The organism is Mycolicibacterium agri (assembly GCF_002553505.1).
GTDB lineage: Bacteria > Actinomycetota > Actinomycetes > Mycobacteriales > Mycobacteriaceae > Mycobacterium > Mycobacterium agri.
On record NZ_PDCP01000084.1, the window covers coordinates 1 to 22,165 of the forward strand.

Sequence of the window (22,165 nt, forward strand, 5' to 3'; positions counted from 1 at the left end):
ACTCGGGGGTGGCGGGGGAGGGCACAAGGCCGAGGAACGTCGAGGCGATGGTGCGCACACCTGGCACGCGGTGCGGATCGGAGAACACCGCCAACTGTTCGAGGTGAGCCAATTCACGCAGGTCGACCTTCTCGGCGAGTTGCCGACGAACAGAACTGGTCATGTCCTCGTCGTCGCGGAGTCGGCCGCCGGGCAGCGACCACCTGCCGCGCTCAGGGTCCCGGGCCCGCTCCCATAACAGGACGCTGAGCTGCGGATTCTTGCTGCCCAGCTCCCGAACCTGGAAGACGACGGCGAGCACTTCGTGTGCAGTGCTACTATTACCCATGTTTTCGATTGTAAGTCGAAAACCTACCGACCGCGAGGAGATCGCCATGACGGTGTTGGACGACCGGATCACGAACGGTCCGGACGGCTATGCCGGTGTCGTCGCCGACGAGCAGTGGGCTGCCGAGGTGCGACGCCTCGCCGACCTGCGCGGTGCGACGCTGCTGGCGCACAACTACCAGCTGCCCGCTATCCAGGACGTCGCCGACCACATCGGTGACTCGCTGGCACTGTCGCGGATCGCGGCGGCCGCGCCCGAGGACACGATCGTGTTCTGCGGCGTGCACTTCATGGCCGAGACGGCCAAGATCCTTTCGCCCGACAAGACGGTGCTGATCCCCGACCAACGCGCCGGATGCTCGCTCGCCGATTCGATCACCGCAGCGGACCTGCGGGCGTGGAAGGCCGAATATCCCGACGCGGTCGTGGTGTCCTACGTCAACACCACCGCGGCGGTGAAGGCCGAAACCGACATCTGCTGCACGTCGTCGAACGCGGTGGAGGTGGTGGCCTCCATCCCCGAGGACCGCGATGTGCTGTTCTGCCCGGACCAGTTCCTCGGCAACCACGTCCGCCGGGTCACCGGCCGCAAGAACCTGCACGTGTGGGCGGGCGAGTGCCACGTACACGCGGGCATCAACGGCGACGAGCTGGCCGACAAGGCGCTCGCGCATCCGGATGCCGAGCTCTACGTCCATCCCGAATGCGGGTGCGCCACATCGGCTTTGTACCTGGCCGGCGAGGGCGCCTTCCCGCAGGACCGGGTGAAGATCCTGTCCACCGGCGGCATGCTCGACGAAGCGCGGGAAACCCGCGCCCGCCAGGTGCTGGTCGCCACCGAGGTCGGCATGCTGCACCAGTTGCGCCGGGCCGCACCGGGTGTCGACTTCCAGGCGGTCAACGACCGGGCGTCGTGCAAGTTCATGAAGATGATCACGCCTGCAGCGCTGCTGCGCTGCCTGTCCGAGGGGGCCGACGAGGTGCACGTCGATCCCGAGATCGCCGAGCGGGCCCGCGCCAGCGTGCAGCGCATGATCGAGATCGGCACTCCCGGCGGCGGCGAATGATGTGGCAGCAGCGAGCCGACGTCATCGTCATCGGCACCGGGGTCGCCGGACTGGTCGCGGCGCTGGCCGCGCACCGTCGCGGCCGCAACGTGGTGGTGCTGAGCAAGGCCTCCGACACCGCGACGTTCTATGCCCAGGGCGGCATTGCGGTGGTGCTGCCTGACACCGACGACTCGATCGACGCCCACGTCGCCGACACGCTGGCCGCGGGCGCCGGTCTCTGTGATCCGGCCGCGGTGCGCTCGATCGTCTCCGACGGATACCGCGCGGTACGCGAATTGGTCGACGATGGAGCACGATTCGACGAAGCCGAGCCGGGCCGCTGGTCACTGACGCGCGAGGGTGGCCACTCGCGGCGCCGCATCATCCACTCGGGCGGCGACGCCACCGGAGCCGAGGTGCAGCGCGCGCTGGACCGCGCCGCGGCCACCCTGGACATTCGCCGCAACCACACCGCGCTGCAGCTGTTGGCCGACGACGGCGCGGTGACCGGCGTGCGGGTGCTCAACGACGACGGCCCCGGCATCATCCACGCGCCCGCGGTGATCCTCGCCACCGGCGGGCTTGGGCATCTGTACTCGGCCACCACGAATCCGGCGGGGTCGACGGGAGACGGTGTTGCGCTTGCCATCTGGGCCGGGGTCCCCGTCAGCGACGTGGAGTTCATCCAGTTCCATCCGACCATGCTGTTCGACGGCCACGCGGGTGGGCGACGGCCGCTGATCACCGAGGCCGTTCGCGGCGAAGGTGGCAAACTCGTTGACCGGCAGGGCAATTCCATAATGACGGGCGTGCACCCGATGGGTGATCTGGCCCCGCGCGATGTCGTCGCGGCCGCGATCGATGCGCGTCTGCGCGAAACGGGCGACCCCTGCGCATATTTGGACGCCCGTCATATCGCCGACTTCGCGCGCCGCTTCCCCACGGTCACGGCGGCCTGCCGCGCAGCGGGCATCGACCCGACCCGTCAACCGATACCGATCGTGCCGGGCGCTCATTACAGCTGTGGCGGGGTGGTCGCCGGCGTCGACGGCCGCACCGAGTTGCCCGGGCTGTTCGCCGCCGGCGAAGTCGCGCGCACCGGGATGCACGGCGCAAACCGGTTGGCGTCCAACAGCCTTCTCGAGGGGCTGGTGGTCGGCAGCCGTGCGGGCAAGGCCGCGGCCGAGCATGCGGTGACGACGGGAGCCACCCAGGCCGAACTCGACACCGTCGAGACGCGGCTGGCCCTGCCGCGCGCGAAGCTGCAGCGGGCGATGTCGAAGTACGCCTCGGTCGTTCGCGACGGCGAGGGTCTGCAGCAGCTGTGCCGCGAACTGGAGGCTGCCGATCCCCGCGAGTTCACGTGCCGGGCCGACTTCGAGGACGTCGCGCTGACCACGACGGCCCGCGCCGTGACCGCGGCCGCGCTGGCCCGTACGGAGTCGCGCGGTTGCCATCACCGCTCCGACTTCCCGGACACCGATCCGGCGTTGGCACAAAGCCAGGCGCTCGAGGCGGCGTGCTGCTGATGGAACTCAACGCTGACGAGCTGACCGAGGCTCGGCGGGTTATCGCACGCGCGCTGGAGGAGGACCTGCGCTACGGGCCAGACGTCACCACGGCCGCGACGGTGCCCACCGACGCCACCACTACGGCGTCGATGGTGACCCGCGAGCCCGGCGTGATCGCCGGAACCGACGTCGCGCTGCTGGTCCTCGAGGAGGTGCTCGGGCAGGACGGTTACCGGCTCAAGCACCGTGTCGACGACGGCGCCCGGCTGGATGCGGGCGGGGTGGTGCTGTCAGTCGAGGCGCCGACGGCAGGCCTGCTGACCGCCGAGCGGACCATGCTGAACCTGATCTGCCACCTGTCGGGCATCGCGACGACGACGGCGGCCTGGGTGGAGGCCGTCGCGGGCACCAACGCGAAGATCCGTGACACCCGCAAGACACTGCCGGGGCTGCGGGCGTTGCAGAAATACGCGGTGCGCGTCGGCGGCGGCGTCAACCATCGGATGGGGTTGGGCGACGCAGCACTGATCAAGGACAACCACGTCGCCGCGGCCGGTTCGGTGGTTGCGGCGCTGCGGGCGGTCCGCGAGGCGGCGCCGACGTTGCCGTGCGAGGTCGAGGTGGACTCGCTCGAACAGCTCGACGACGTGCTTGTCGAAAATGTGGAACTTGTTCTGCTGGACAACTTTCCGGTGTGGCAGACCCAGATGGCGGTGCAGCGCCGCAACGCGCGCAGCCCGCAGACCAAACTCGAATCGTCCGGCGGGCTGTCGCTCGACACGGCCGCTGAGTACGCGGGTACCGGCGTCGACTACCTCGCCGTGGGCGCGCTCACCCACTCGGTGCGGGTGCTCGACATCGGCTTGGATCTCTAGCGGGCCAGACTTGGATCTCTAGCGGGCCAGAAGGGAACGCGCCGCCACCTTCGCGGCGTTCAACGCGGCGTCGTCGCCGGCGATGCGGGACAGGATCAGCGCGCCTTCGATCAGCGCGATGAGCGAGAGAGCCGTCTGATTCGCATGGTCGCCGGGCCATCCGTCGGCGCGCAGCCGGTCGGCGACCGCGGCGCTCCAGCCGGCGAACGCCCGCGCCGACGCGTCACGGACCTGCGGGCTGGCGTTGACCGATTCGGTGGCGATCGGTTCGATCGGGCACCCGTCGCGTGGGTCGGACGCCAGTTGCGCGGCCAGTTGGTCGATGAAACCGTCGACGACGTCGGCGAGCGGAGAGTCGCCGGCGAGGGCTTCCCGCAGCACCCGCTCGACCTCACCGCCGGCCGATTCCACGACCGCCGCGGCAAGCTGTTGCTTGCCGTCTGGGAAATGGTGATACAGCGAGCCTGCTTTGACGTCCGCCGTCTCCAGGATCTGGTTCACTCCGGTGGCGGCGTAGCCCTGCCGACGAAACAGCTGGGCTGCGGTGTCGATCAGGGCGGCGCGGCTACGGTCGGGGCGCGGCATGCCCCGACGATACTTGAACGAGCACTAAAGAAGCGCTACGCGGTGATGGGGCCGCGGCGCACCAGCGACAAGGCGACCGCCGCGGTGGCGAACAACCCGGAGAACACCCGATTGACGACCGTCTGCCTGCGCGGCGTGTGCATCCACTTGAGCAGTCGCTCGGCCAGTGCGGTATAGCAGCCCATCACCACGAAGTCGACGGCGACCATCGTCGCGCCGATAGCGAGATACTGCGGCAGCAGCGGCGCGGTCGGCACGATGAACTGCGGTAGCACCGCCAGGAAGAACACCAGACCCTTCGGGTTGGTGGTGTTGACGAGGAATCCCCGCACCAGAAGTGACACCCTGCCGCCGCGCGTCGCGTGGCCGACTTGCGCACGCAGGTCGACGGCGGCGGTGCGCCATTGCCGCACGGCGAGATAGATGAGGTAGGCGACGCCGATCCACTTGATGATGTTGAAGGCGAGCACCGACTTCGTCACGATCGCACCGAGGCCGACGGCCACCAGCGTGAGTTGCAGCATGAGACCGGCTTCGAGCCCGGCGATGCTCCAATATCCGCGTCGCACACCGTGTGTCAGGCCCGTGGCCATCGATTGAATGGCGCCTGCGCCGGGTGAGAGGGCGATCGCGATGGCCGCGCCGACGAACGCCAGCCAGACTTCCCAAGCCATGGCGTCAGTTTGTCACGCGATGTCGGCGACAAGCACTCCAATTTTTCGCGACTGGACGCGCGCCATGAACGGCAGACCTGTGGCGTCGCCGCCTGCGGGGACGATCCGCGGGTTGACGATGTGCACGCTGCGCTTGCCGAAGATCACCTCGGCCTCGCCCGCGGCCAGCACGTTCTTCACCCAGTCGGTCTTGCCGTGCCCAAGCGCGATGGCGAGCGTGTTGCCCTTGCGGTACGGGGTGATGACCGTCTCGTATGTCTTGCCGGACTTGCGGCCCCGGTGCCTGATCGTGGCCGCGCCGGGCAGTACGGGTGCGAGGCGTTTCACGACCGGGTTCATGTACTTGATCTGCAGACGCTCGACGGCGGGCGGGAAGACCATCGGAACGCCCGGCGCGTTGTTGGGATGATCTTTGGCTGACATGGGCGCTGACATTACCGACTCGCTGACGAAAGTTCGCTAGATCGCGGCGGCCGCGCGGCTACTATCGGCCGCATGTCTGTGCCAACGGCGTCTTCCAGGGGTTTTATCGTTTCCATCGCGGCGCTGGTCGTCGCGCTCGTCGCAGTCGGCCTTGCCGCGTGGGCTTTGCTCAAGGAGCCGTCGGAGCCGCCGTCGGGGCAGGTGTTCACCGGCACGGCCACCGACGATCCCAAGGCCAGCATCTGCGAGGCGTTCACCGTCGTGCGCAACGGCGTGCAGATCAACACGAACCTTCAGCCGCCGGGTGGGACGGAGGATGTCACCGGTGCGATGGCCGTGGCCGCCAACGCACGGGTCGCGCTCTACGACGGCGGACAGTATCTTTTGGCACGCTTGCAGCCCGACACGCCGCCCGAACTCGCCGACGCGATCCGCTCGTTCGCCAACAACCTGATGGACATCGGCGCGCGGTCGACGTCGGGCATCCCGAACACCGATCCCGCTCAGGCCGAGCGGTTGAAGGAAGCCGACTCGGCCAACGCCAAGATCACCGAGCTGTGCAAGTGAGCGCGCTCACGATCTGACGGTGCTGCGGCCGCTCGAGTCGCGGCGGCGAAATTCGATTTGGCCTGTTCTGGGACAATGGGGGCGTGAACGCATCCCCACCCGTGATGGCCCGTATCGACCTGCGCGGCACCGAGCTGTCAGCCGCGCGCCTGCGTGCGGTGCTGCCTCGGGGTGGGGTGGACGTCGAGGCGGTCGTTCCCCAGGTCCGTCCGATCGTCGATGCGGTCGCCGACCGCGGCGCAGAGGCCGCACTGGAGTTCGGTGAGTCGTTCGACGGCGTGCGGCCCGCGCAGGTGCGCGTGCCCGCCGCAGCGCTGCAGAGCGCGTTCGAGCAGCTGCCGCCCGACGTCCGGGCGGCGCTCGAGGTATCCATCGAGCGCGCCCGCGCGGTGCACGCCGACCAGCGCCGGACCGACACCACGACGACGCTGGCGCCGGGCGCCACGGTGACCGAACGCTGGGTGCCCGTCGAGCGGGTCGGCCTGTACGTGCCGGGCGGCAACGCGGTCTATCCCTCCAGCGTCGTGATGAACGTCGTGCCCGCCCAGACCGCCGGGGTGGACTCGCTGGTCATCGCCAGTCCACCGCAGACCCAACCCGGCCCCTTCCAGGGGCTGCCGCATCCGACGATCCTGGCCGCCGCCCGCCTGCTCGGCGTCGACGAGGTGTGGGCCGTCGGCGGCGCTCAGGCCGTCGCGCTGCTGGCCTACGGCGGCACCGACACCGACGGAGCCGAGTTGGCGCCGGTGGACATGGTGACCGGGCCCGGCAACATCTATGTCACGGCGGCCAAGCGGATCTGCCGTTCGCAGATCGGCATCGACGCCGAAGCGGGCCCCACCGAGATCGCGATCCTGGCCGACCACACTGCCGACCCGGTGCATGTCGCCGCCGATCTGATCAGCCAGGCCGAGCACGACGAGATGGCGGCCAGCGTGCTGGTGACGCCGAGCCTCGAGCTTGCCGACGCCACCGACCGTGAGCTCGCCGGGCAACTCGAAACCACAGTGCACCGCGAGCGGGTCACGGCGGCGCTGACCGGCGCGCAGTCGGCGGTCGTCCTCGTCGACGATCTCGCGGCCGGCGTCAAGGCCGTCAACGCCTACGCCGCCGAGCATTTGGAGATCCAGACCGTCGACGCCCGTGAGGTGGCGGGCCGGATCCGTTCTGCCGGCGCGATTTTCGTCGGCCCCTACTCGCCGGTGAGCCTCGGCGACTACTGCGCCGGCTCCAACCACGTGCTGCCGACCGCCGGCTGCGCCAGGCACTCCAGCGGCCTTTCGGTGCAGACGTTCCTGCGTGGCATCCATGTCGTCGACTACGACGAGGCCGCCCTCAAGGACGTCACCGGCCACGTCATCACGCTGGCCGAGGCGGAGAATCTGCCTGCGCACGGGGAGGCGGTGCGCCGGAGGTTCGAGTCGTGATGAGCGTCTCCCGCGAAGAACAGACAGCGGCGACGGTCGGGAAGAGCGTGACGCTGGCCGATCTGCCGCTGCGCGAGGATCTGCGCGGCAAGTCGCCGTACGGCGCCCCGCAGTTGGCTGTTCCGGTGCGGCTCAACACCAACGAGAACCCGCATCCGCCGACGCAGGCGCTGATCGACGACGTGACGGAGTCGGTGCGCGCGGTCGCCGGTGAACTGCACCGCTACCCGGACCGCGACGCGGTGGCGCTGCGCACCGACCTCGCCGCGTATCTGCGGGGCCAGATCGGTGTCGACGTCACCGTCGAAAACGTGTGGGCGGCAAACGGATCCAACGAGATCCTGCAGCAGCTGCTGCAGGCGTTCGGCGGGCCTGGCCGCAGCGCGATCGGGTTCGTGCCGTCCTACTCCATGCACCCGATCATCGCCGACGGCACTCAGACCCGATGGCTGGTTGCCAACCGCGGCGACGACTTCAGCCTTGACACCGACGTGGCGGTGCACGCCATCAAGGAGCACACCCCCGACATCGTGTTCGTCGCGAGCCCGAACAATCCGTCGGGCCAAAGCGTTTCGCTCGACGACCTGCGCCGGTTGCTCGAGGCGATGACGACCGGTGTGCTCATCCTGGACGAGGCGTACGGCGAGTTCTCGTCGCAGCCCAGCGCGGTGAACCTCGTCGCGGAATTTCCTACCAAGCTCGTCGTGACCCGAACCATGAGCAAGGCGTTCGCGTTCGCCGGCGGCAGGCTCGGCTACCTGATCGCCGCGCCCGCCGTCATCGACGCCATGTTGCTGGTGCGGCTGCCCTATCACCTGTCGTCGGTGACGCAGGCCGCCGCGCGCGCCGCGCTGCGCCACGCCGACGACACGCTCGGCAGCGTCGCGACGCTGATCGCCGAGCGCAATCGGGTCACAGACGCGTTGACCGGCATGGGATTTCGAGTCATTCCCAGCGACGCGAACTTCATTCTGTTCGGCGAGTTCGACGACGCACCCGCAACCTGGCAGCGCTACCTGGACGCCGGCATCCTCATCCGCGACGTCGGCATCCCGGGGTATCTGCGCGCCACCATCGGCCTGGCCGACGAGAACGACGCGCTGCTCGAGGCCAGCGCACGAATAGGAGCACAGTGACCACCAACCGTCGCGCCCGCGTCGAACGCAAGACCAAGGAATCCGACATCGTCGTGGAACTCGACCTCGACGGTACCGGCGTAGTCAACGTCAGCACCGGCGTTCCGTTCTACGACCACATGCTCAACTCGCTGGGCAGCCACGCCAGCTTCGATCTGACCGTGCGCGCTGAGGGCGACGTCGAGATCGAAGGCCACCACACGATCGAAGACACCGCGATCGTGCTGGGCCAGGCCCTGCGCGAAGCGCTCGGCGACAAGAAGGGCATCCGCCGGTTCGGCGACGCGTTCATCCCGATGGACGAGACGCTCGCGCACGCCGCCGTCGACGTGTCGGGGCGGCCGTACTGTGTGCACAGCGGCGAGCCGGACCACATGCTGCACAGCACGATCGCGGGTTCGGAGGTGCCGTATCACACCGTCATCAATCGCCACGTCTTCGAGTCGCTGGCGATGAACGCCCGCATCGCACTGCACGTGCGCACCCTTTACGGCCGCGACCCGCACCACATCACCGAGGCGCAGTACAAGGCCGTCGCGCGGGCGCTGCGCCAGGCTGTCGAGTTCGATCCGCGGGTGACCGGCGTGCCGTCCACCAAAGGAACCCTGTGACAACCAAATCCGTCGTTGTTCTCGATTACGGGTCAGGCAACCTCCGTTCGGCGCAGCGTGCGCTGGAGCGGGTTGGTGCCCAGGTCGAGGTGACCGCCGACGCCGATGCGGCCGCCAGCGCCGACGGGCTCGTGGTGCCCGGCGTCGGAGCGTTCGAGGCCTGCATGGCCGGACTGCGCAAAATCGGCGGCGAGAAGGTCATCGCCGAGCGGGTCGCGGCCGGCCGCCCGGTGCTCGGGGTCTGTGTCGGCATGCAGATCATGTTCGCGCGCGGCGTCGAGTTCGGGGTGGAGTCGCAGGGCTGCGGCCAGTGGCCAGGCGCCGTGGTGCGACTGGACGCGCCGGTGATTCCGCATATGGGCTGGAATGTCGTCGACGCGCCCGAAGGCAGCAGGCTGTTCCGCGGGCTGGATCCTGACACCCGGTTCTACTTCGTGCACTCCTATGCCGCGCAGACCTGGGAGGGCAACCCCGACGCGTTGCTGACCTGGGCCACTCATCATGTGCCGTTCCTGGCCGCCGTGGAGGACGGCGCGCTGGCGGCGACGCAATTTCACCCGGAGAAGAGTGGCGACGCCGGCGCGACGCTGCTCGCCAATTGGGTGTCGGACCTGTGAGGACGTTAGGTTGTCGGCCGTGCCTGCTGTGAAACCGTTGATTCTTCTGCCCGCCGTCGATGTGGTCGACGGCAAGGCGGTGCGCCTCGTGCAGGGCCAAGCCGGCAGCGAGACCGAGTACGGCTCGGCGCTGGACGCCGCTCTGACGTGGCAGCGTGACGGCGCCGAGTGGATCCACCTGGTGGATTTGGACGCCGCGTTCGGGCGGGGCTCCAACCGCGAGCTGTTGGCCGAGGTCGTCGGCAAGCTCGATGTCGCCGTGGAACTGTCCGGGGGTATCCGCGACGACGACTCGCTGAGCGCCGCCCTGGCGACCGGTTGTGCGCGGGTGAACATCGGCACCGCGGCGCTGGAGAACCCCGAGTGGTGCGCCCGCGTCGTGGCCGAGCACGGCGACAAGGTGGCGGTCGGGTTGGACGTCAAGATCGTCGCCGGTGAGCATCGGCTCCGTGGCCGCGGCTGGGAGACCGACGGCGGCGACCTGTGGTCGGTGCTGGAACGCCTCGACCGTGAAGGGTGTTCGCGGTTTGTTGTCACCGATGTGACGAAGGACGGCACGTTGCAGGGCCCCAACCTAGATCTGCTGTCGCGGGTGGCCGAACGCACCGACGCGCCGGTGATCGCGTCGGGCGGGGTGTCGAGCCTCGACGACCTTCGCGCCATCGCCACGCTCACCGAAAGGGGTGTCGAGGGCGCGATCATCGGGAAGGCGTTGTACGCCGGGCGATTCACGTTGCCGCAGGCGCTGGCCGTGGTCGGGAAGTAGCGCCATGGCCGTAGACGAGACTGACCTCGACGCGCTGGTCTCTGAAGCCGCCGCGATCCTCGACGAGGCGGCCAAACCGTTCGTGGCCGGGCACCGCGCCGAATCCGCTGTGCCGAAGAAGGGCAACGACTTCGCGACCGAGGTGGACCTCGCCATCGAGCGTCAGGTGGTGGAGGCGCTGGTGTCGCGCACCGGCATCGAGGTGCACGGCGAGGAATTCGGCGGTGCCGACGTCGACTCTCCGCTGGTGTGGGTGCTCGACCCGATCGACGGCACCTTCAACTACGCGGCGGGGCTGCCGACCGCGGCGATCCTGCTGGCGCTGCTGCGCGACGGTGAGCCGGTGGTGGGGTTGACGTGGATGCCTTTCACCGATCAGCGATACACCGCGGTGGTGGGAAAGCCCCTCTACGTCAACGGGCTCGCGCAGCCGCGTTTGAAGCCCGCCGAGTTGGCGGACAGTGTGGTCGGTACGGGCACCTTCGACATCGATTCCCGCGGCCGGTTTCCCGGTCCGTACCGGGTCGCCGTGCTCGAGCGGCTCAGCCGCAAATGCTCGCGGATCCGCATGCACGGCGCGATCGGCTTCGACATGGCCTACACCGCGGCCGGGGTTCTCGGCGGCTGCATCAATTTCGGCGGCCACGTGTGGGACCACGCCGCGGGTGTGGCCCTGGTTCGCGCCGCGGGCGGCATCGTCACCGACCTGGCTGGCGACGATTGGACGATCGATTCGAGGTCGGCGTTGGCCGGTGTGCCCGGTGTGCACGGCGAACTGCTCGACATCGTGGCTTCTGCTGGCGATCCGGATGACTACCGATGAACTCGAAAGACCTTGCGGTGCGCGTCATCCCGTGCCTCGACGTCGACGACGGCCGGGTGGTGAAGGGCGTCAACTTCGAAAACCTGCGTGACGCGGGCGATCCCGTGGAACTGGCCTCGGTGTATGACCGCGAGGGTGCCGACGAGCTGACCTTCCTCGACGTGACGGCGTCGTCGTCGGGCCGCGCCACCATGCTCGAGGTGGTCAAGCGAACCGCCGAGCAGGTGTTCATCCCGTTGACCGTCGGCGGCGGTGTGCGGTCGGTGGCCGATGTCGACGCGCTGCTGCGAGCCGGCGCCGACAAGGTTTCGGTCAACACCGCCGCGCTCGCGCGGCCGGAACTGCTCGCCGAGCTGTCGCGTCAATTCGGGTCGCAGTGCATCGTGCTGTCGGTGGACGCGCGGACGGTGCCGCAGGGCTCGCAGCCGACGCCGTCAGGTTGGGAGGTCACCACGCACGGCGGCCGCCGCGGCACCGGCATCGACGCCGTCGAGTGGGCGGAGCGGGGCGCCGAGCTTGGGGTCGGCGAAATCTTGTTGAACTCCATGGATTACGACGGCACCAAGGCCGGGTTCGACCTGAAGATGTTGCGCGCGGTGCGCGGCGCCGTCAACGTCCCGGTCATCGCCAGCGGCGGTGCGGGCGCCAAGGAGCATTTCGCCGCGGCGGTCCATGCCGGCGCCGACGCCGTCTTGGCGGCCAGCGTGTTCCACTTCCGCGAGTTGACGATCGCGGAGGTGAAAGAGGCCATGTCCGCCGAAGGAATCACGGTGCGATGAGCGCTTGCGCGAAGAGCAGAGGGCAGCGATGAGCTTGGATGCGGCGATCGCGTCGCGATTGAAGCGGGACGCAAACGGGCTGTTCGTGGCGGTGGCGCAGGAACGCGGCACCGGCCAGGTGTTGATGGTGGCGTGGATGGACGATCTCGCGTTGGCGCGCACGCTGGAAACCCGTAAGGCGACGTACTATTCGCGCTCGCGCGGCCAGCACTGGGTCAAGGGCGAGACGTCAGGGCACACCCAGCACGTGCACTCGGTGCGTCTCGACTGCGACGGCGACACAGTGCTCCTCGAAGTCGACCAGGTCGGCGCCGCGTGCCATACCGGCGACCACACCTGCTTCGACGCGGACCTTTTACTCGGTCCCGAGGACTAGGTTCTCGGGTGAGACGAGCTGCCGTGGCCGCCGCCGGGCTGGCGGCGTTGGGTGCTCCTCGTGTTCTCGCCCTCCGCAACAAGCTGACGGCGGTCGCGCCGGAATTGCGCACGCCGGTGATGATTCCGTGGGTGATCCCGATGAATGCGCGGACACTGCCCGTGCACCGGATGATCATGAGCCTGCGATCCAAACCCGTACCCGGCGTCGCGATGGCCGAACGCCGCATCGACGGTGATGTCGAGGTCGTGGTGCTCGCGCCGGAGCACCAGTCTGTGCCGGGGCCCGGTGTGCTGTGGCTGCACGGCGGGGGCATGTGCGCGGGCACAGCGCAACTCGAAGTGCAGCCGACGTCGCGGTTGGTGCCTCCGCTGGGTGCGGTCGCGGTCCTGCCCAACTACCGGCTCGCGCCGGAAAACCCTTTTCCCGCAGGGTTTGACGATTGCATGGCCGCGCTGCAGTGGATGGTGGAGAACGCCGACGAACTCGGCATCGACCCGGGCCGCATCGCGGTGGCGGGAGCGAGCGCGGGCGGCGGGCTGGCCGCTGCGGTGGCGCAGCGCGCCTTCGACGAAGGAATTCCGCTGCGGGCCCAGGCGATGGTGTACCCGATGCTCGACGACCGCACGGCGTTGCGCGACGACTTCGTCGGCCGCGGAGAGCTGACGTGGACACCGTCGTCCAACAAATGGGCGTGGACGGCGTATCTCGGCCGGGAGCCCCGGATGTCGGACGCCCCCGAATACGCCGCGCCCGCACGCCGTACCGCGCTTGCGGGATTGCCACCCGCGTGGATCGGCGTCGGCGACCTGGACCTCTTCTACGACGAGAGCGTCGACTACGCCGAGCGGCTCAAGATGGAGGGTGTGGTGTGCGAACCCATCGTCGTGCCGGGCATGTACCACATCGCCGACGGCGTCGCGCAGAACGCGCCCTCGATGAAGCGGTTCCACGCCGGCATGGTCGACTTCTTGCGCCACCACTTGGCGGCTTAGCTGTCGACCGCAGCTATGGCTCGATGATGCGGGTGGCTTTCGCGCGGGCGGTCCAGCGACCTTCGTCGTAGCCGACAACCACGGGATGGTCGAACGCGGCGCTGACGTTGTCGGTCGTCACCGTCGAGCGGGCATCGCCCATGGCGACCGTGCGTCCGTCGGCGATCAGCAGCGCATGCGTCGTCGTCGTCGGAAGCTCTTCCAGGTGATGGGTGACGAGCACCGACGCCACCTCGGGATGCGTCTCGTCGAGCGAGTCGATGGTCTCCAACAATTGCTCGCGTGCGGCGACGTCGAGTCCGGTAGTGGGCTCGTCGAGCAGCAGCAGACGCGGCTCGGAGATCAGCGCCCTGGCGATGAGTGTGCGGCTGCGTTCGCCCTGCGACAGCGTCGGCCACACGTCGTCGGCCTTGTGCGTCAGCCCCACCGCGGCGATCATCGCGTCGGCGCGGTCACGTTCCTCCGGGCTGGGTGTCCACCGCATCGGTGTGTCGATCGTCGCGGTGATCCCGGTCAGCACGACCTCGCGGACCGACAGCGAATACTGAAGGCGGTGGCGGGGATTCACGTGGCCGATGAACCGGCGCAGCTGGGCGAGCTCGACGCGGCCCATCTGCTGGCCGAGGATGTGCACGTGTCCCGACGTCGGAAATGTCACGGCCGCACAGAATCCCAGCAGCGTGCTCTTGCCCGCACCGTTGGGGCCCAGCAATGCCCAGTGCTCGCCCTCGTTCACGGTCAGCGAGATGCCGTCGATGATCTGCTTGCCGTCGCGGCGGAATGTCACATCGGAGAGTTGCAGAACAGGTGTCATGCCGATTGCCGCTCCCGCAGCACCTTCAACGCCCTGTCGGCGTGCGCCTCCATGCTGATCTCGCTGGCGATGACGTCGAGAATGGTGCGGTCGGTGTCGATGACGAACGTTGTCCGCTTCACCGGCATCAGCTTGCCCAGCAGGCCGCGCTTGACCCCGAACGCGGCCGCCACCTTGCCGTCGGCGTCGGACAGCAGCGGGAAGTCGAAGCGCTGTGTGTCGGCGAACTTGGCCTGCTTGGCGACGGGGTCGGTGCTGATTCCGACGCGGGATGCGCCCAGCGCGGTGAACTCGGCGCCGAGGTCGCGGAAGTGACTGGCCTCCTTGGTGCATCCGGGCGTCATCGCCGCGGGATAGAAGAACAGCACGATCGGGCCGTCGGCGAGCAGCGATGTGAGGCTTCGCACAGTGCCCGATTGATCCGGTAATTCGAACTCAGGTGCCCGGTCACTTCGTTGCAGAGATGTCACGGAAGTTCACGCTACGCCTGCCTGATTAACGGTTCTGCTGCAGGAGCTGGGAGAATTACCACGTGCAAACGACCGCCAATCTCGCGGTGACGACATCGCGCGAGGACTTCAGGGCGCTGGCCGCCGGGCACCGCGTTGTGCCGGTCACCCGCAAGGTGCTGGCCGACAGCGAGACGCCGCTGTCGGCGTACCGCAAGCTCGCGGCCAACCGTCCTGGCACGTTCCTGCTGGAATCGGCCGAGAACGGCCGGTCCTGGTCGCGGTGGTCGTTCATCGGCGCGGGCGCCCCCTCGGCGTTCACGGTGCGCGACGGCGAGGCGGCCTGGCTGGGTGTGACCCCGCAGGACGCCCCGAGCGGCGGGGACCCGCTGCACGCGCTGCACCAGACGCTGAAGCTGCTGCAGACCGAGCCGGTGCCTGGGTTGCCGCCGCTGTCGGGCGGGTTCGTCGGCTTTTTCGCCTATGACCTGGTGCGCAGGCTGGAACGGCTGCCCGAGCGCACCGTCGACGATCTGGGCCTGCCCGACATCCTGCTGCTGCTGGCCACCGATATCGCCGCGGTCGACCACCACGAGGGCACGATCACCCTGATCGCCAACGCGGTGAACTGGAACGGCACCGACGAGCGCGTCGACTGGGCCTACGACGACGCCGTCGCGCGCCTGGACGTGATGACCGAGGCGCTCGGCAAGAACCTGTCGTCGACGGTGGCCACCTTCCACCGGCCCGAGCCGTTGCACCGCAAGCAGCGTTCGGTCGAGGACTACAGCGCGATCGTGGAGCGGCTGGTCGGCGAGATCGAGGCGGGCGAGGCGTTTCAGGTGGTGCCGTCGCAGCGTTTCGAGATGGACACCGACGCCAACCCGCTCGACGTGTATCGGATGCTGCGGGTGTCCAACCCCAGCCCGTACATGTATCTGCTCAATGTGCCGGATGCCGAAGGGGGACTGGACTTTTCGATCGTCGGCTCCAGCCCGGAGGCGCTCGTCACCGTCAAGGACGGGCGCGCGACGACCCACCCGATCGCCGGGACGCGGTGGCGCGGCGCCACCGAGGAAGAGGACCTGCTGCTCGAGAAGGAGTTGCTGGAGGACGAGAAGGAACGGGCCGAGCATCTGATGCTGGTCGACCTCGGCCGCAACGACCTGGGCCGAGTGTGCAAGCCGGGGACGGTGCGGGTCGAGGACTACAGCCATATCGAGCGCTACAGCCACGTCATGCACCTGGTGTCGACGGTGACGGGGCAGTTGGCCGAGGGCAAGACCGCCCTGGACGCGGTCACCGCATGCTTTCCCGCGGGCACGCTGACCGGGGCGCCGAAGGTGCGGGCGATGGAGCTCATCGAGGAGGTCGAGACGACTCGTCGCGGGCTGTACGGCGGTGTGCTGGGCTACCTGGATTTCGCGGGCGACGCCGACTTCGCGATCGCCATCCGCACAGCGCTGATGCGCAGGGGAACCGCATATGTGCAGGCCGGCGGGGGAGTCGTGGCGGACTCGAACGGCCCCTACGAGTACAACGAAGCCTCCAACAAGGCCAAGGCCGTGCTGAACGCCATCGCCGCGGCAGAGACGCTGACCGAGCCATGATCAGGATCGCGCAGCTGTCGCTGGTGCTGGCCGCGGGGGCGCTGTGGGTGGCGTCGCGGATGACCTGGGTGGTGGTGGACTCGTTCGACGGCCTTGGCCAGCCGGAGAGCACTGCGCTCAACGGGGCGGCGTGGTCGACGGCGCTGGTGCCGTTGGCGCTGATGCTGCTGGCCGGCGTGCTCAAATCGACCGTGGGCCCGCGGTGGCAGCAACGTGTGCTGGCGGTGATCCTCGGGGCGATGTGCGCGGCTATGGCGTACCTGGCGATCAGCCTCTGGGTGGTGCCCGACGTGGCGGTGCGGGCCGCGGGCTTGGCCGACGTGCCGGTGGCCGATCTGCTCGGCACGCAGCGGCATTACGGGGGCGCTGTCGTCACCCTGGCCGCGGCGGTGCTGACGCTCGTTGGTGCGGTGCTGCTGATGAGGGCGCCGGGCCGGGGCCGCTCGGACAACGCCAAATACGAGGCTCCCGCACGCCGGCGCGAAGCCGCCCGACGGGAGGCCGGCGCGGGCGCTGACATGAGCGAACGCATGATGTGGGACGCCCTCGACGAGGGTCGCGACCCGACCAAGTCCGACACCGAGGGCCGGTGATCAATGGTGTGTCCGATGCGGCTACCCTTCCAAGAAGATGAAGCGGCAACAGTCCGGCAGGCGCGCGAAGGGAGTCGACAGGTTATGAGTTCGGCGACCGTGCTCGACTCCATAATCGAGGGAGTCCGTGCAGATGTCGCCGCACGTGAAGCCGTTGTCAGCCTCGACGAACTCAAAGCTGCTGCGAAGGACGCGAAGCCGCCGCTGGATGTGATGGCGGCGCTGCGTGAACCGGGCATCGGCGTGATCGCCGAAGTCAAGCGCGCGAGTCCGTCGCGCGGAACGCTGGCACCGATTTCCGATCCCGCGGATCTGGCTCGCGCCTACCAGGATGGCGGAGCCCGAATCGTCAGTGTCCTCACCGAACAACGACGTTTCAACGGGTCGCTCGACGACCTGGACGCGGTGCGCGCAGCTGTCTCAATTCCGGTGCTGCGCAAGGACTTCATCGTGCGGCCGTATCAGATCCACGAGGCCCGCGCGCATGGCGCCGACATGCTGTTGCTCATCGTCGCGGCGCTCGAGCAGTCGGCGTTGGTGTCGCTGTTGGAGCGCACGGAGTCGTTGGGCATGACCGCATTGGTGGAGGTGCACACCGAAGAAGAAGCCGATCGCGCATTGCAGGCCGGCGCCAAGGTGATCGGTGTCAACGCCCGCGACCTCAAGACGCTGCAAGTCGACCGGGATTGCTTCGCGCGCATCGCACCAGGGCTGCCGACCGACGTCATCCGCGTCGCGGAATCGGGTGTGCGCGGTCCGGCCGATTTGTTGGCGTACGCCGGTGCCGGCGCAGACGCCGTGCTCGTCGGCGAGGGTCTCGTCACCAGCGGTGACCCCCGCAGCGCCGTAGCCGATCTCGTCACCGCAGGCACGCACCCGTCCTGCCCGAAACCGTCACGCTGAGCTGATGGCCGATATCGCCGGCCCCGAGTTGCCGCGTTCGAGCGCGGCGGTAGCCGAACCGACCGTTCACGATCCTGACGCCAAGGGCCATTTCGGGGTCTACGGTGGACGATTCATTCCCGAAGCGCTGATGGCCGTCATCGAGGAGGTCACCGCCGCCTACGAGAAGGCCCGCGGCGACCAGGAGTTCCTCGACGAACTCGACCGGCTGCAGCGGCACTACAGCGGGCGGCCGTCGCCGCTGTACGAGGCCGAGCGACTCAGCAAGCACGCGGGTGGCGCACGCATTTTCCTCAAGCGAGAAGACCTGAACCACACCGGATCTCACAAGATCAACAATGTGCTCGGGCAGGCACTGCTGGCGCGCCAGATGGGCAAGACGCGGGTGATCGCCGAGACCGGCGCGGGCCAGCATGGCGTCGCGACGGCCACCGCGTGCGCGCTGCTGGGGCTGGAGTGCGTCATCTACATGGGTGCGGTCGACACCGCCCGGCAGGCGCTGAATGTGGCAAGGATGCGGTTGTTGGGCGCCGAAGTGGTTTCGGTGGAGTCGGGCTCGAAGACGCTCAAAGATGCGATCAATGAGGCGTTCCGCGACTGGGTGACCAACGCCGACAACACGTACTACTGCTTCGGCACCGCGGCGGGCCCGCACCCATTCCCGACGATGGTGCGCGACTTTCAGCGGGTGATCGGCCTCGAGGCACGCGCGCAGATTCTGCATCAGGCGGGTCGGCTGCCCGATGCCGTCGCCGCGTGTGTCGGCGGTGGTTCCAACGCCATTGGCGTGTTCCATCCCTTCATCGACGATGCCGGCGTCCGCTTGGTCGGTTTCGAGGCCGCAGGCGACGGGGTGGAAACCGGAAGGCATGCCGCGACGTTCACCGGTGGATCGCCCGGCGCGTTCCAGGGGTCGTTCTCGTATCTGCTGCAGGACGAGGACGGTCAGACCATCGAATCCCATTCGATTTCAGCAGGTTTGGACTATCCGGGCGTCGGCCCCGAGCACGCGTACCTCAAGGACACCGGTCGTGCCGAGTACCGGCCGATCACCGACAGCGAAGCGATGGATGCGTTCAGCCTGCTGTGCAGGACGGAGGGCATCATCCCGGCCATCGAGTCCGCCCATGCGGTGGCGGGCGCGCTCAAGCTCGGCGTAGAACTCGGAGCGGACTCGATAATCCTGGTGAACATGTCCGGGCGCGGCGACAAGGACGTGGAAACGGCGGCCAAATGGTTCGGTCTGCTCGACGGCAAGGAGACCGCGACCTCATGACGAATGGACTTTCCGGCCTGTTCGAGGCGTGCCGCGCCGAGGGCCGATCGGCGCTCATCGGGTATCTGCCGACCGGTTACCCCGACGTGCCCACGTCGATCTCGGCGATGACGGCGCTGGTCGAATCCGGTTGTGACGTCATCGAAGTCGGCATGCCGTATTCGGATCCAGGGATGGACGGGCCGACCATCGCGTCTGCCACCGAGGCGGCGCTGCGCGGCGGTGTACGGGTCCGCGACTCGTTGGCGGCAGTCGAGGCGATCAGCAAGGCCGGCGGTCGAGCGGTCGTGATGACGTATTGGAATTTGGTGTTGCGCTACGGAGTCGACGCGTTCGCACGCGATCTGGCCGCGGCGGGCGGGCTCGGGATGATCACGCCCGATCTGATTCCCGATGAGGCCGACGAATGGATCGCGGTCTCGGATGCGCACAAATTGGACCGCATCTTCCTGGTGGCGCCGTCCTCGACGCCTGAGCGACTGGTCACCACGGTCAACGCGTCGCGCGGATTCGTCTACGCCGCATCGACGATGGGCGTTACCGGCGCGCGTGAGGCCGTGTCGGTGACGGCACCCGCGTTGGTCCGCCGCATCAGGGAGGTGTCGGACATCCCCGTCGGCGTCGGACTCGGGGTGCGCTCACGTGAGCAGGCGGCCGAGATCGGCGCCTACGCCGACGGGGTGATCGTGGGTTCGGCGTTGGTGTCGGCGCTGACCGAGGGCTTGCCTGCCGTGCGTGCGTTGACCGAAGAACTGGCCGATGGGGTGCGCCAGAGGATCTCTGCGTGACGACGACGATACTGGCATCGTTCCCCAGCCCGCCGCGCGGCGTATGGCATCTGGGCATCGTGCCGATTCGCGCGTACGCCCTGCTGATCCTGGCCGGCGTGATCGTCGCGTTGTTCATCAGCGATCGGCGGTGGGCTCAGCGCGGCGGTGAACGCGGTGTCGTCTTCGACATCGCGTTGTGGGCCATCATTCCCGGGCTCATCGGCGGGCGGCTGTATCACGTCATCACCGACTGGAGTACATATTTCGGGCCGGGTGGGGCTGGTCTGGCGGCGGCTTTCAAGATTCAGGAAGGCGGCCTCGGCATCTGGGGCGCCGTCGCGCTCGGCGGTGCCGGCGCGTGGATCGGGTGTCGGCTGCGAGGCATTCCGCTGCCCGCCTTCGGCGACGCGATTGCGCCGGGAATCATTCTGGCGCAGGCGATCGGCCGGTTGGGCAACTACTTCAACCAGGAACTGTACGGCCGGGCGACCACGCTGCCGTGGGGTCTGGAGATCTATGAGCGCCGAAATGCCAACGGCGCCCTCGATTCACTGAACGGTGTATCGACAGGTCAGCTGATCGAGATCGTCCACCCGACGTTCTTGTACGAGATGCTGTGGAATCTCCTGGTTTTCGCGCTGCTCATTTGGGTGGATAGGCGCTACCAGATCGGCCACGGGCGACTGTTTGCGTTGTATGTAGCCGCGTACTGCTTCGGCCGTTTCTGGGTCGAGCTGCTGCGAAGTGACATGGCGACGCACATCGCGGGCATTCGCATCAACTCGTTCGTGTCGGTGTTCGTGTTCATCGGCGCGGTCGTCTACATCATGGTTGCGCCGAAGGGCCGCGAGGATCCGGCGTCGTTACGGGGCCTGATTTCTGAGGGTGCGCCCGCCGAAGAGGTCACGAAGGAACTGGCCGCCGTCGCCGCCTCGACCGGAGTGGTCGCGGCCGCGAAGGCCGCAGCCGAAAAGGAAGACGAGGACGCCGAAAAGTCTGCCGCGGACGCCGAAAAGTCTGCCGCGGACGCGAGGAGCAAAACAGATCCAGAGGACGAGACCTCAGAGGCCCAATCTTCAGAAGACGAAGGCGAGCCCGAGCCCGTTTCGGAGGCCGAAAAACTCACCGAAGACATTGACGAAGCAACCGCCGCAGAGATGGCAGAGGCCGAAGCTGCCTCGGAGGAGCAGCCCGAAGCTGAGGCGGTCGCTGAGGCGGAACAACTCGAAGAGGACGTAGCGGAGGCGCCTGCGGAGGAGATCGCCGAGGCCGAGGCCTTCGCCGAGGCCAAAGAGGAGACCGAGACCCCCGACGTCGGCGGCGTGGGCGCGGTCGAGGGCGACGAGGCCGTCGAAGCCGAGGAGGCCGCCCCCGAGGTGCACGCCGCGGCCGTCGAGAACGCCGAAGAAGCCGCAGAAATCGCTGACGAGGTCGCCGAGGAATCACCCGAGGAAGAGGCGGCTCCTCCCGACGAAGACGCAGAGGCAGCTCCCGCAGAGGAAGCCGAGGCGCCCGCGGAGGAAGCGGCCGAGGAAGCCGAGGCGTCGGCTGAAGAAGAAGCCGAGCAACCCACCGAGGGTATCGCTGAAGAGCGGGCCGACGAAGCTGAGACGAGCGAGGAAGCCGAGGCAGCTGAAGAAGGGGAAGCCCCGGTCGGTGGCGTTGGTGCAGTCGAGGGGGATGATGTCGTCGAGGCCGAGGAGGCAGCACCCGAGGTGCACGACGCCGCCGTCGACGATGCCGAGGTCGCTGCAGAGCTCGCCGACGCCGCCGAAGACTTGACGCCGGAATCGGAGGAGACAGCTGAGTCGGAGTCGGCCTCTGACGACGCAGGTGCAGAAGCCGACCAGGATTCGGCTGATGAGACCGCTGCGACTGCAGACTCGGGCGAGGAGCCAGCAGACGGCGACGAGAAGCCAACCGACGCATCGGACGCTGAGACACCGGATGTCGACGCGACGGATGAAGGCGACGCCGTAACCGAGGCGAAGGAGCCGACGCCTGACGCGGAAGAGTCGACGCCCGAGACGCCGCCACCTGCCCCCGAGGACGGCAGACCTGCCGCAGAACCCGAGCGTGGGATAGCGGGCCGAATCCGACGTCGATTCCGTTCCCGCAGGGGCTAAGTCGCGCGACGCTGCGCCGCGCTCGAGTTATCCACAGTCGTAATTTCATCCACAGGTGTGGGTTGTGGTGGGGTTTTGGGGTG

Annotated in this window: 25 protein-coding genes; 19 read left to right on the forward strand and 6 right to left on the reverse strand. The window is 68.1% G+C overall.

Translation table 11 applies throughout. From position 1 onward, the window contains the following. Nucleotides 1-328, reverse strand: a 328-nt coding sequence (locus CQY20_RS27960; RefSeq protein WP_133119146.1) for an NUDIX domain-containing protein, incomplete at its 3' end; no start/stop codon positions are given. Nucleotides 329-374: 46 nt separating this feature from the next. Here CQY20_RS27960 and nadA point away from each other — a divergent pair. Genes nadA through nadC form a run of 3 tightly spaced genes read left to right on the forward strand, consistent with a single transcriptional unit; the run spans nucleotide 375 to nucleotide 3,762 of the window. Further along, nucleotides 375-1,394 (forward strand): quinolinate synthase NadA, encoded by a 1,020-nt coding sequence (gene nadA, locus CQY20_RS27965; protein WP_097943674.1) that lies wholly within the window; start codon nucleotides 375-377, stop codon nucleotides 1,392-1,394. Further along, nucleotides 1,394-2,905 carry an L-aspartate oxidase gene (locus tag CQY20_RS27970; RefSeq protein WP_097943676.1) on the forward strand — a complete coding sequence of 504 codons (1,512 nt, stop codon included), beginning with the start codon at nucleotides 1,394-1,396 and terminating at the stop codon, nucleotides 2,903-2,905. Before nadA ends, CQY20_RS27970 begins: the two co-directional genes overlap by 1 nt. After that, complete coding sequence (gene nadC / locus CQY20_RS27975; RefSeq protein ID WP_097943717.1) at nucleotides 2,905-3,762, forward strand: carboxylating nicotinate-nucleotide diphosphorylase; 858 nt, start codon at nucleotides 2,905-2,907, stop codon at nucleotides 3,760-3,762. The genes CQY20_RS27970 and nadC overlap by 1 nt, the downstream gene beginning before the upstream one ends. Before the next feature lie 18 nt (nucleotides 3,763-3,780). On the opposite strand, the gene CQY20_RS27980 is transcribed toward nadC, so the two are convergent. The 3 genes from CQY20_RS27980 to CQY20_RS27990 are packed head-to-tail and all read right to left on the reverse strand — an operon-like array spanning nucleotide 3,781 to nucleotide 5,444. Further along, a complete protein-coding gene (locus tag CQY20_RS27980) occupies nucleotides 3,781-4,347 on the reverse strand; it encodes a TetR/AcrR family transcriptional regulator (protein ID WP_097943678.1) in 567 nt (188 codons plus the stop codon). 35 nt (nucleotides 4,348-4,382) lie between these two features. Next, nucleotides 4,383-5,021, reverse strand: a complete 639-nt coding sequence (locus tag CQY20_RS27985) for a LysE family transporter (RefSeq protein ID WP_097943680.1) — start codon at nucleotides 5,019-5,021, stop codon at nucleotides 4,383-4,385. Nucleotides 5,022-5,033: 12 nt separating this feature from the next. Beyond that, the gene (locus CQY20_RS27990) at nucleotides 5,034-5,444 is read right to left on the reverse strand and encodes a nitroreductase family deazaflavin-dependent oxidoreductase (RefSeq protein WP_097943682.1); all 411 of its coding nucleotides are present in this window, start codon (nucleotides 5,442-5,444) and stop codon (nucleotides 5,034-5,036) included. 72 nt (nucleotides 5,445-5,516) lie between these two features. Between CQY20_RS27990 and CQY20_RS27995 the strand changes: the two genes are divergently transcribed. From CQY20_RS27995 to CQY20_RS28040, 10 genes are all read left to right on the forward strand, one after another. Continuing rightward, nucleotides 5,517-6,011, forward strand: coding sequence for a hypothetical protein (locus tag CQY20_RS27995; protein ID WP_097943684.1), 495 nt, complete (start codon nucleotides 5,517-5,519; stop codon nucleotides 6,009-6,011). 104 nt (nucleotides 6,012-6,115) lie between these two features. Further along, nucleotides 6,116-7,438 carry a histidinol dehydrogenase gene (hisD, locus tag CQY20_RS28000; protein WP_174814725.1) on the forward strand — a complete coding sequence of 441 codons (1,323 nt, stop codon included), beginning with the start codon at nucleotides 6,116-6,118 and terminating at the stop codon, nucleotides 7,436-7,438. Next, entirely contained in the window at nucleotides 7,438-8,574 is a 1,137-nt protein-coding gene (locus CQY20_RS28005; RefSeq protein WP_097943688.1) for a histidinol-phosphate transaminase, read from the forward strand. Before hisD ends, CQY20_RS28005 begins: the two co-directional genes overlap by 1 nt. Further along, the gene (gene hisB, locus CQY20_RS28010; RefSeq protein ID WP_097943690.1) at nucleotides 8,571-9,185 is read left to right on the forward strand and encodes an imidazoleglycerol-phosphate dehydratase HisB; all 615 of its coding nucleotides are present in this window, start codon (nucleotides 8,571-8,573) and stop codon (nucleotides 9,183-9,185) included. The genes CQY20_RS28005 and hisB overlap by 4 nt, the downstream gene beginning before the upstream one ends. Continuing rightward, on the forward strand, nucleotides 9,182-9,802 hold the full coding sequence (gene hisH / locus CQY20_RS28015; protein WP_097943692.1) for an imidazole glycerol phosphate synthase subunit HisH: 621 nt from the start codon (nucleotides 9,182-9,184) through the stop codon (nucleotides 9,800-9,802). The genes hisB and hisH overlap by 4 nt, the downstream gene beginning before the upstream one ends. A 28-nt stretch (nucleotides 9,803-9,830) precedes the next feature. Further along, nucleotides 9,831-10,568: a bifunctional 1-(5-phosphoribosyl)-5-((5-phosphoribosylamino)methylideneamino)imidazole-4-carboxamide isomerase/phosphoribosylanthranilate isomerase PriA gene (priA, locus tag CQY20_RS28020; RefSeq protein ID WP_371871081.1), complete on the forward strand. Its 738-nt coding sequence runs from the start codon at nucleotides 9,831-9,833 to the stop codon at nucleotides 10,566-10,568. A 4-nt stretch (nucleotides 10,569-10,572) separates the two neighbouring features. After that, entirely contained in the window at nucleotides 10,573-11,391 is an 819-nt protein-coding gene (locus CQY20_RS28025; protein WP_097943696.1) for an inositol monophosphatase family protein, read from the forward strand. Next, the gene (gene hisF, locus CQY20_RS28030) at nucleotides 11,388-12,170 is read left to right on the forward strand and encodes an imidazole glycerol phosphate synthase subunit HisF (protein ID WP_097943698.1); all 783 of its coding nucleotides are present in this window, start codon (nucleotides 11,388-11,390) and stop codon (nucleotides 12,168-12,170) included. The genes CQY20_RS28025 and hisF overlap by 4 nt, the downstream gene beginning before the upstream one ends. Nucleotides 12,171-12,198: 28 nt before the next feature. Continuing rightward, entirely contained in the window at nucleotides 12,199-12,546 is a 348-nt protein-coding gene (gene hisI, locus CQY20_RS28035; RefSeq protein WP_097943700.1) for a phosphoribosyl-AMP cyclohydrolase, read from the forward strand. A gap of 8 nt (nucleotides 12,547-12,554) precedes the next feature. Next, nucleotides 12,555-13,541 carry an alpha/beta hydrolase gene (locus CQY20_RS28040; protein WP_097943702.1) on the forward strand — a complete coding sequence of 329 codons (987 nt, stop codon included), beginning with the start codon at nucleotides 12,555-12,557 and terminating at the stop codon, nucleotides 13,539-13,541. A 13-nt stretch (nucleotides 13,542-13,554) separates the two neighbouring features. On the opposite strand, the gene CQY20_RS28045 is transcribed toward CQY20_RS28040, so the two are convergent. Together CQY20_RS28045 and CQY20_RS28050 are read right to left on the reverse strand one after the other, a co-directional pair. Further along, nucleotides 13,555-14,355, reverse strand: coding sequence for an ABC transporter ATP-binding protein (locus CQY20_RS28045; RefSeq protein ID WP_097943704.1), 801 nt, complete (start codon nucleotides 14,353-14,355; stop codon nucleotides 13,555-13,557). Continuing rightward, nucleotides 14,352-14,816: a peroxiredoxin gene (locus tag CQY20_RS28050; protein WP_097943719.1), complete on the reverse strand. Its 465-nt coding sequence runs from the start codon at nucleotides 14,814-14,816 to the stop codon at nucleotides 14,352-14,354. The genes CQY20_RS28045 and CQY20_RS28050 overlap by 4 nt, the downstream gene beginning before the upstream one ends. Nucleotides 14,817-14,887: 71 nt before the next feature. Between CQY20_RS28050 and CQY20_RS28055 the strand changes: the two genes are divergently transcribed. The 6 genes from CQY20_RS28055 (at nucleotide 14,888) to lgt (ending at nucleotide 22,082) form a co-directional block, all read left to right on the forward strand. Beyond that, nucleotides 14,888-16,414: an anthranilate synthase component I gene (locus CQY20_RS28055; RefSeq protein ID WP_097943706.1), complete on the forward strand. Its 1,527-nt coding sequence runs from the start codon at nucleotides 14,888-14,890 to the stop codon at nucleotides 16,412-16,414. Next, nucleotides 16,411-17,007 carry a TIGR02234 family membrane protein gene (locus CQY20_RS28060; RefSeq protein WP_097943708.1) on the forward strand — a complete coding sequence of 199 codons (597 nt, stop codon included), beginning with the start codon at nucleotides 16,411-16,413 and terminating at the stop codon, nucleotides 17,005-17,007. Before CQY20_RS28055 ends, CQY20_RS28060 begins: the two co-directional genes overlap by 4 nt. Nucleotides 17,008-17,091: 84 nt before the next feature. Then, a complete protein-coding gene (gene trpC / locus CQY20_RS28065; RefSeq protein ID WP_097943710.1) occupies nucleotides 17,092-17,910 on the forward strand; it encodes an indole-3-glycerol phosphate synthase TrpC in 819 nt (272 codons plus the stop codon). A 4-nt stretch (nucleotides 17,911-17,914) separates the two neighbouring features. Beyond that, nucleotides 17,915-19,186: a tryptophan synthase subunit beta gene (trpB, locus tag CQY20_RS28070; RefSeq protein ID WP_097943712.1), complete on the forward strand. Its 1,272-nt coding sequence runs from the start codon at nucleotides 17,915-17,917 to the stop codon at nucleotides 19,184-19,186. Beyond that, the gene (gene trpA, locus CQY20_RS28075) at nucleotides 19,183-19,974 is read left to right on the forward strand and encodes a tryptophan synthase subunit alpha (protein ID WP_097943713.1); all 792 of its coding nucleotides are present in this window, start codon (nucleotides 19,183-19,185) and stop codon (nucleotides 19,972-19,974) included. The genes trpB and trpA overlap by 4 nt, the downstream gene beginning before the upstream one ends. Beyond that, nucleotides 19,971-22,082 (forward strand): prolipoprotein diacylglyceryl transferase, encoded by a 2,112-nt coding sequence (gene lgt / locus CQY20_RS28080; protein ID WP_097943715.1) that lies wholly within the window; start codon nucleotides 19,971-19,973, stop codon nucleotides 22,080-22,082. The genes trpA and lgt overlap by 4 nt, the downstream gene beginning before the upstream one ends. The last annotated feature ends 83 nt before the right edge of the window (nucleotides 22,083-22,165 follow it).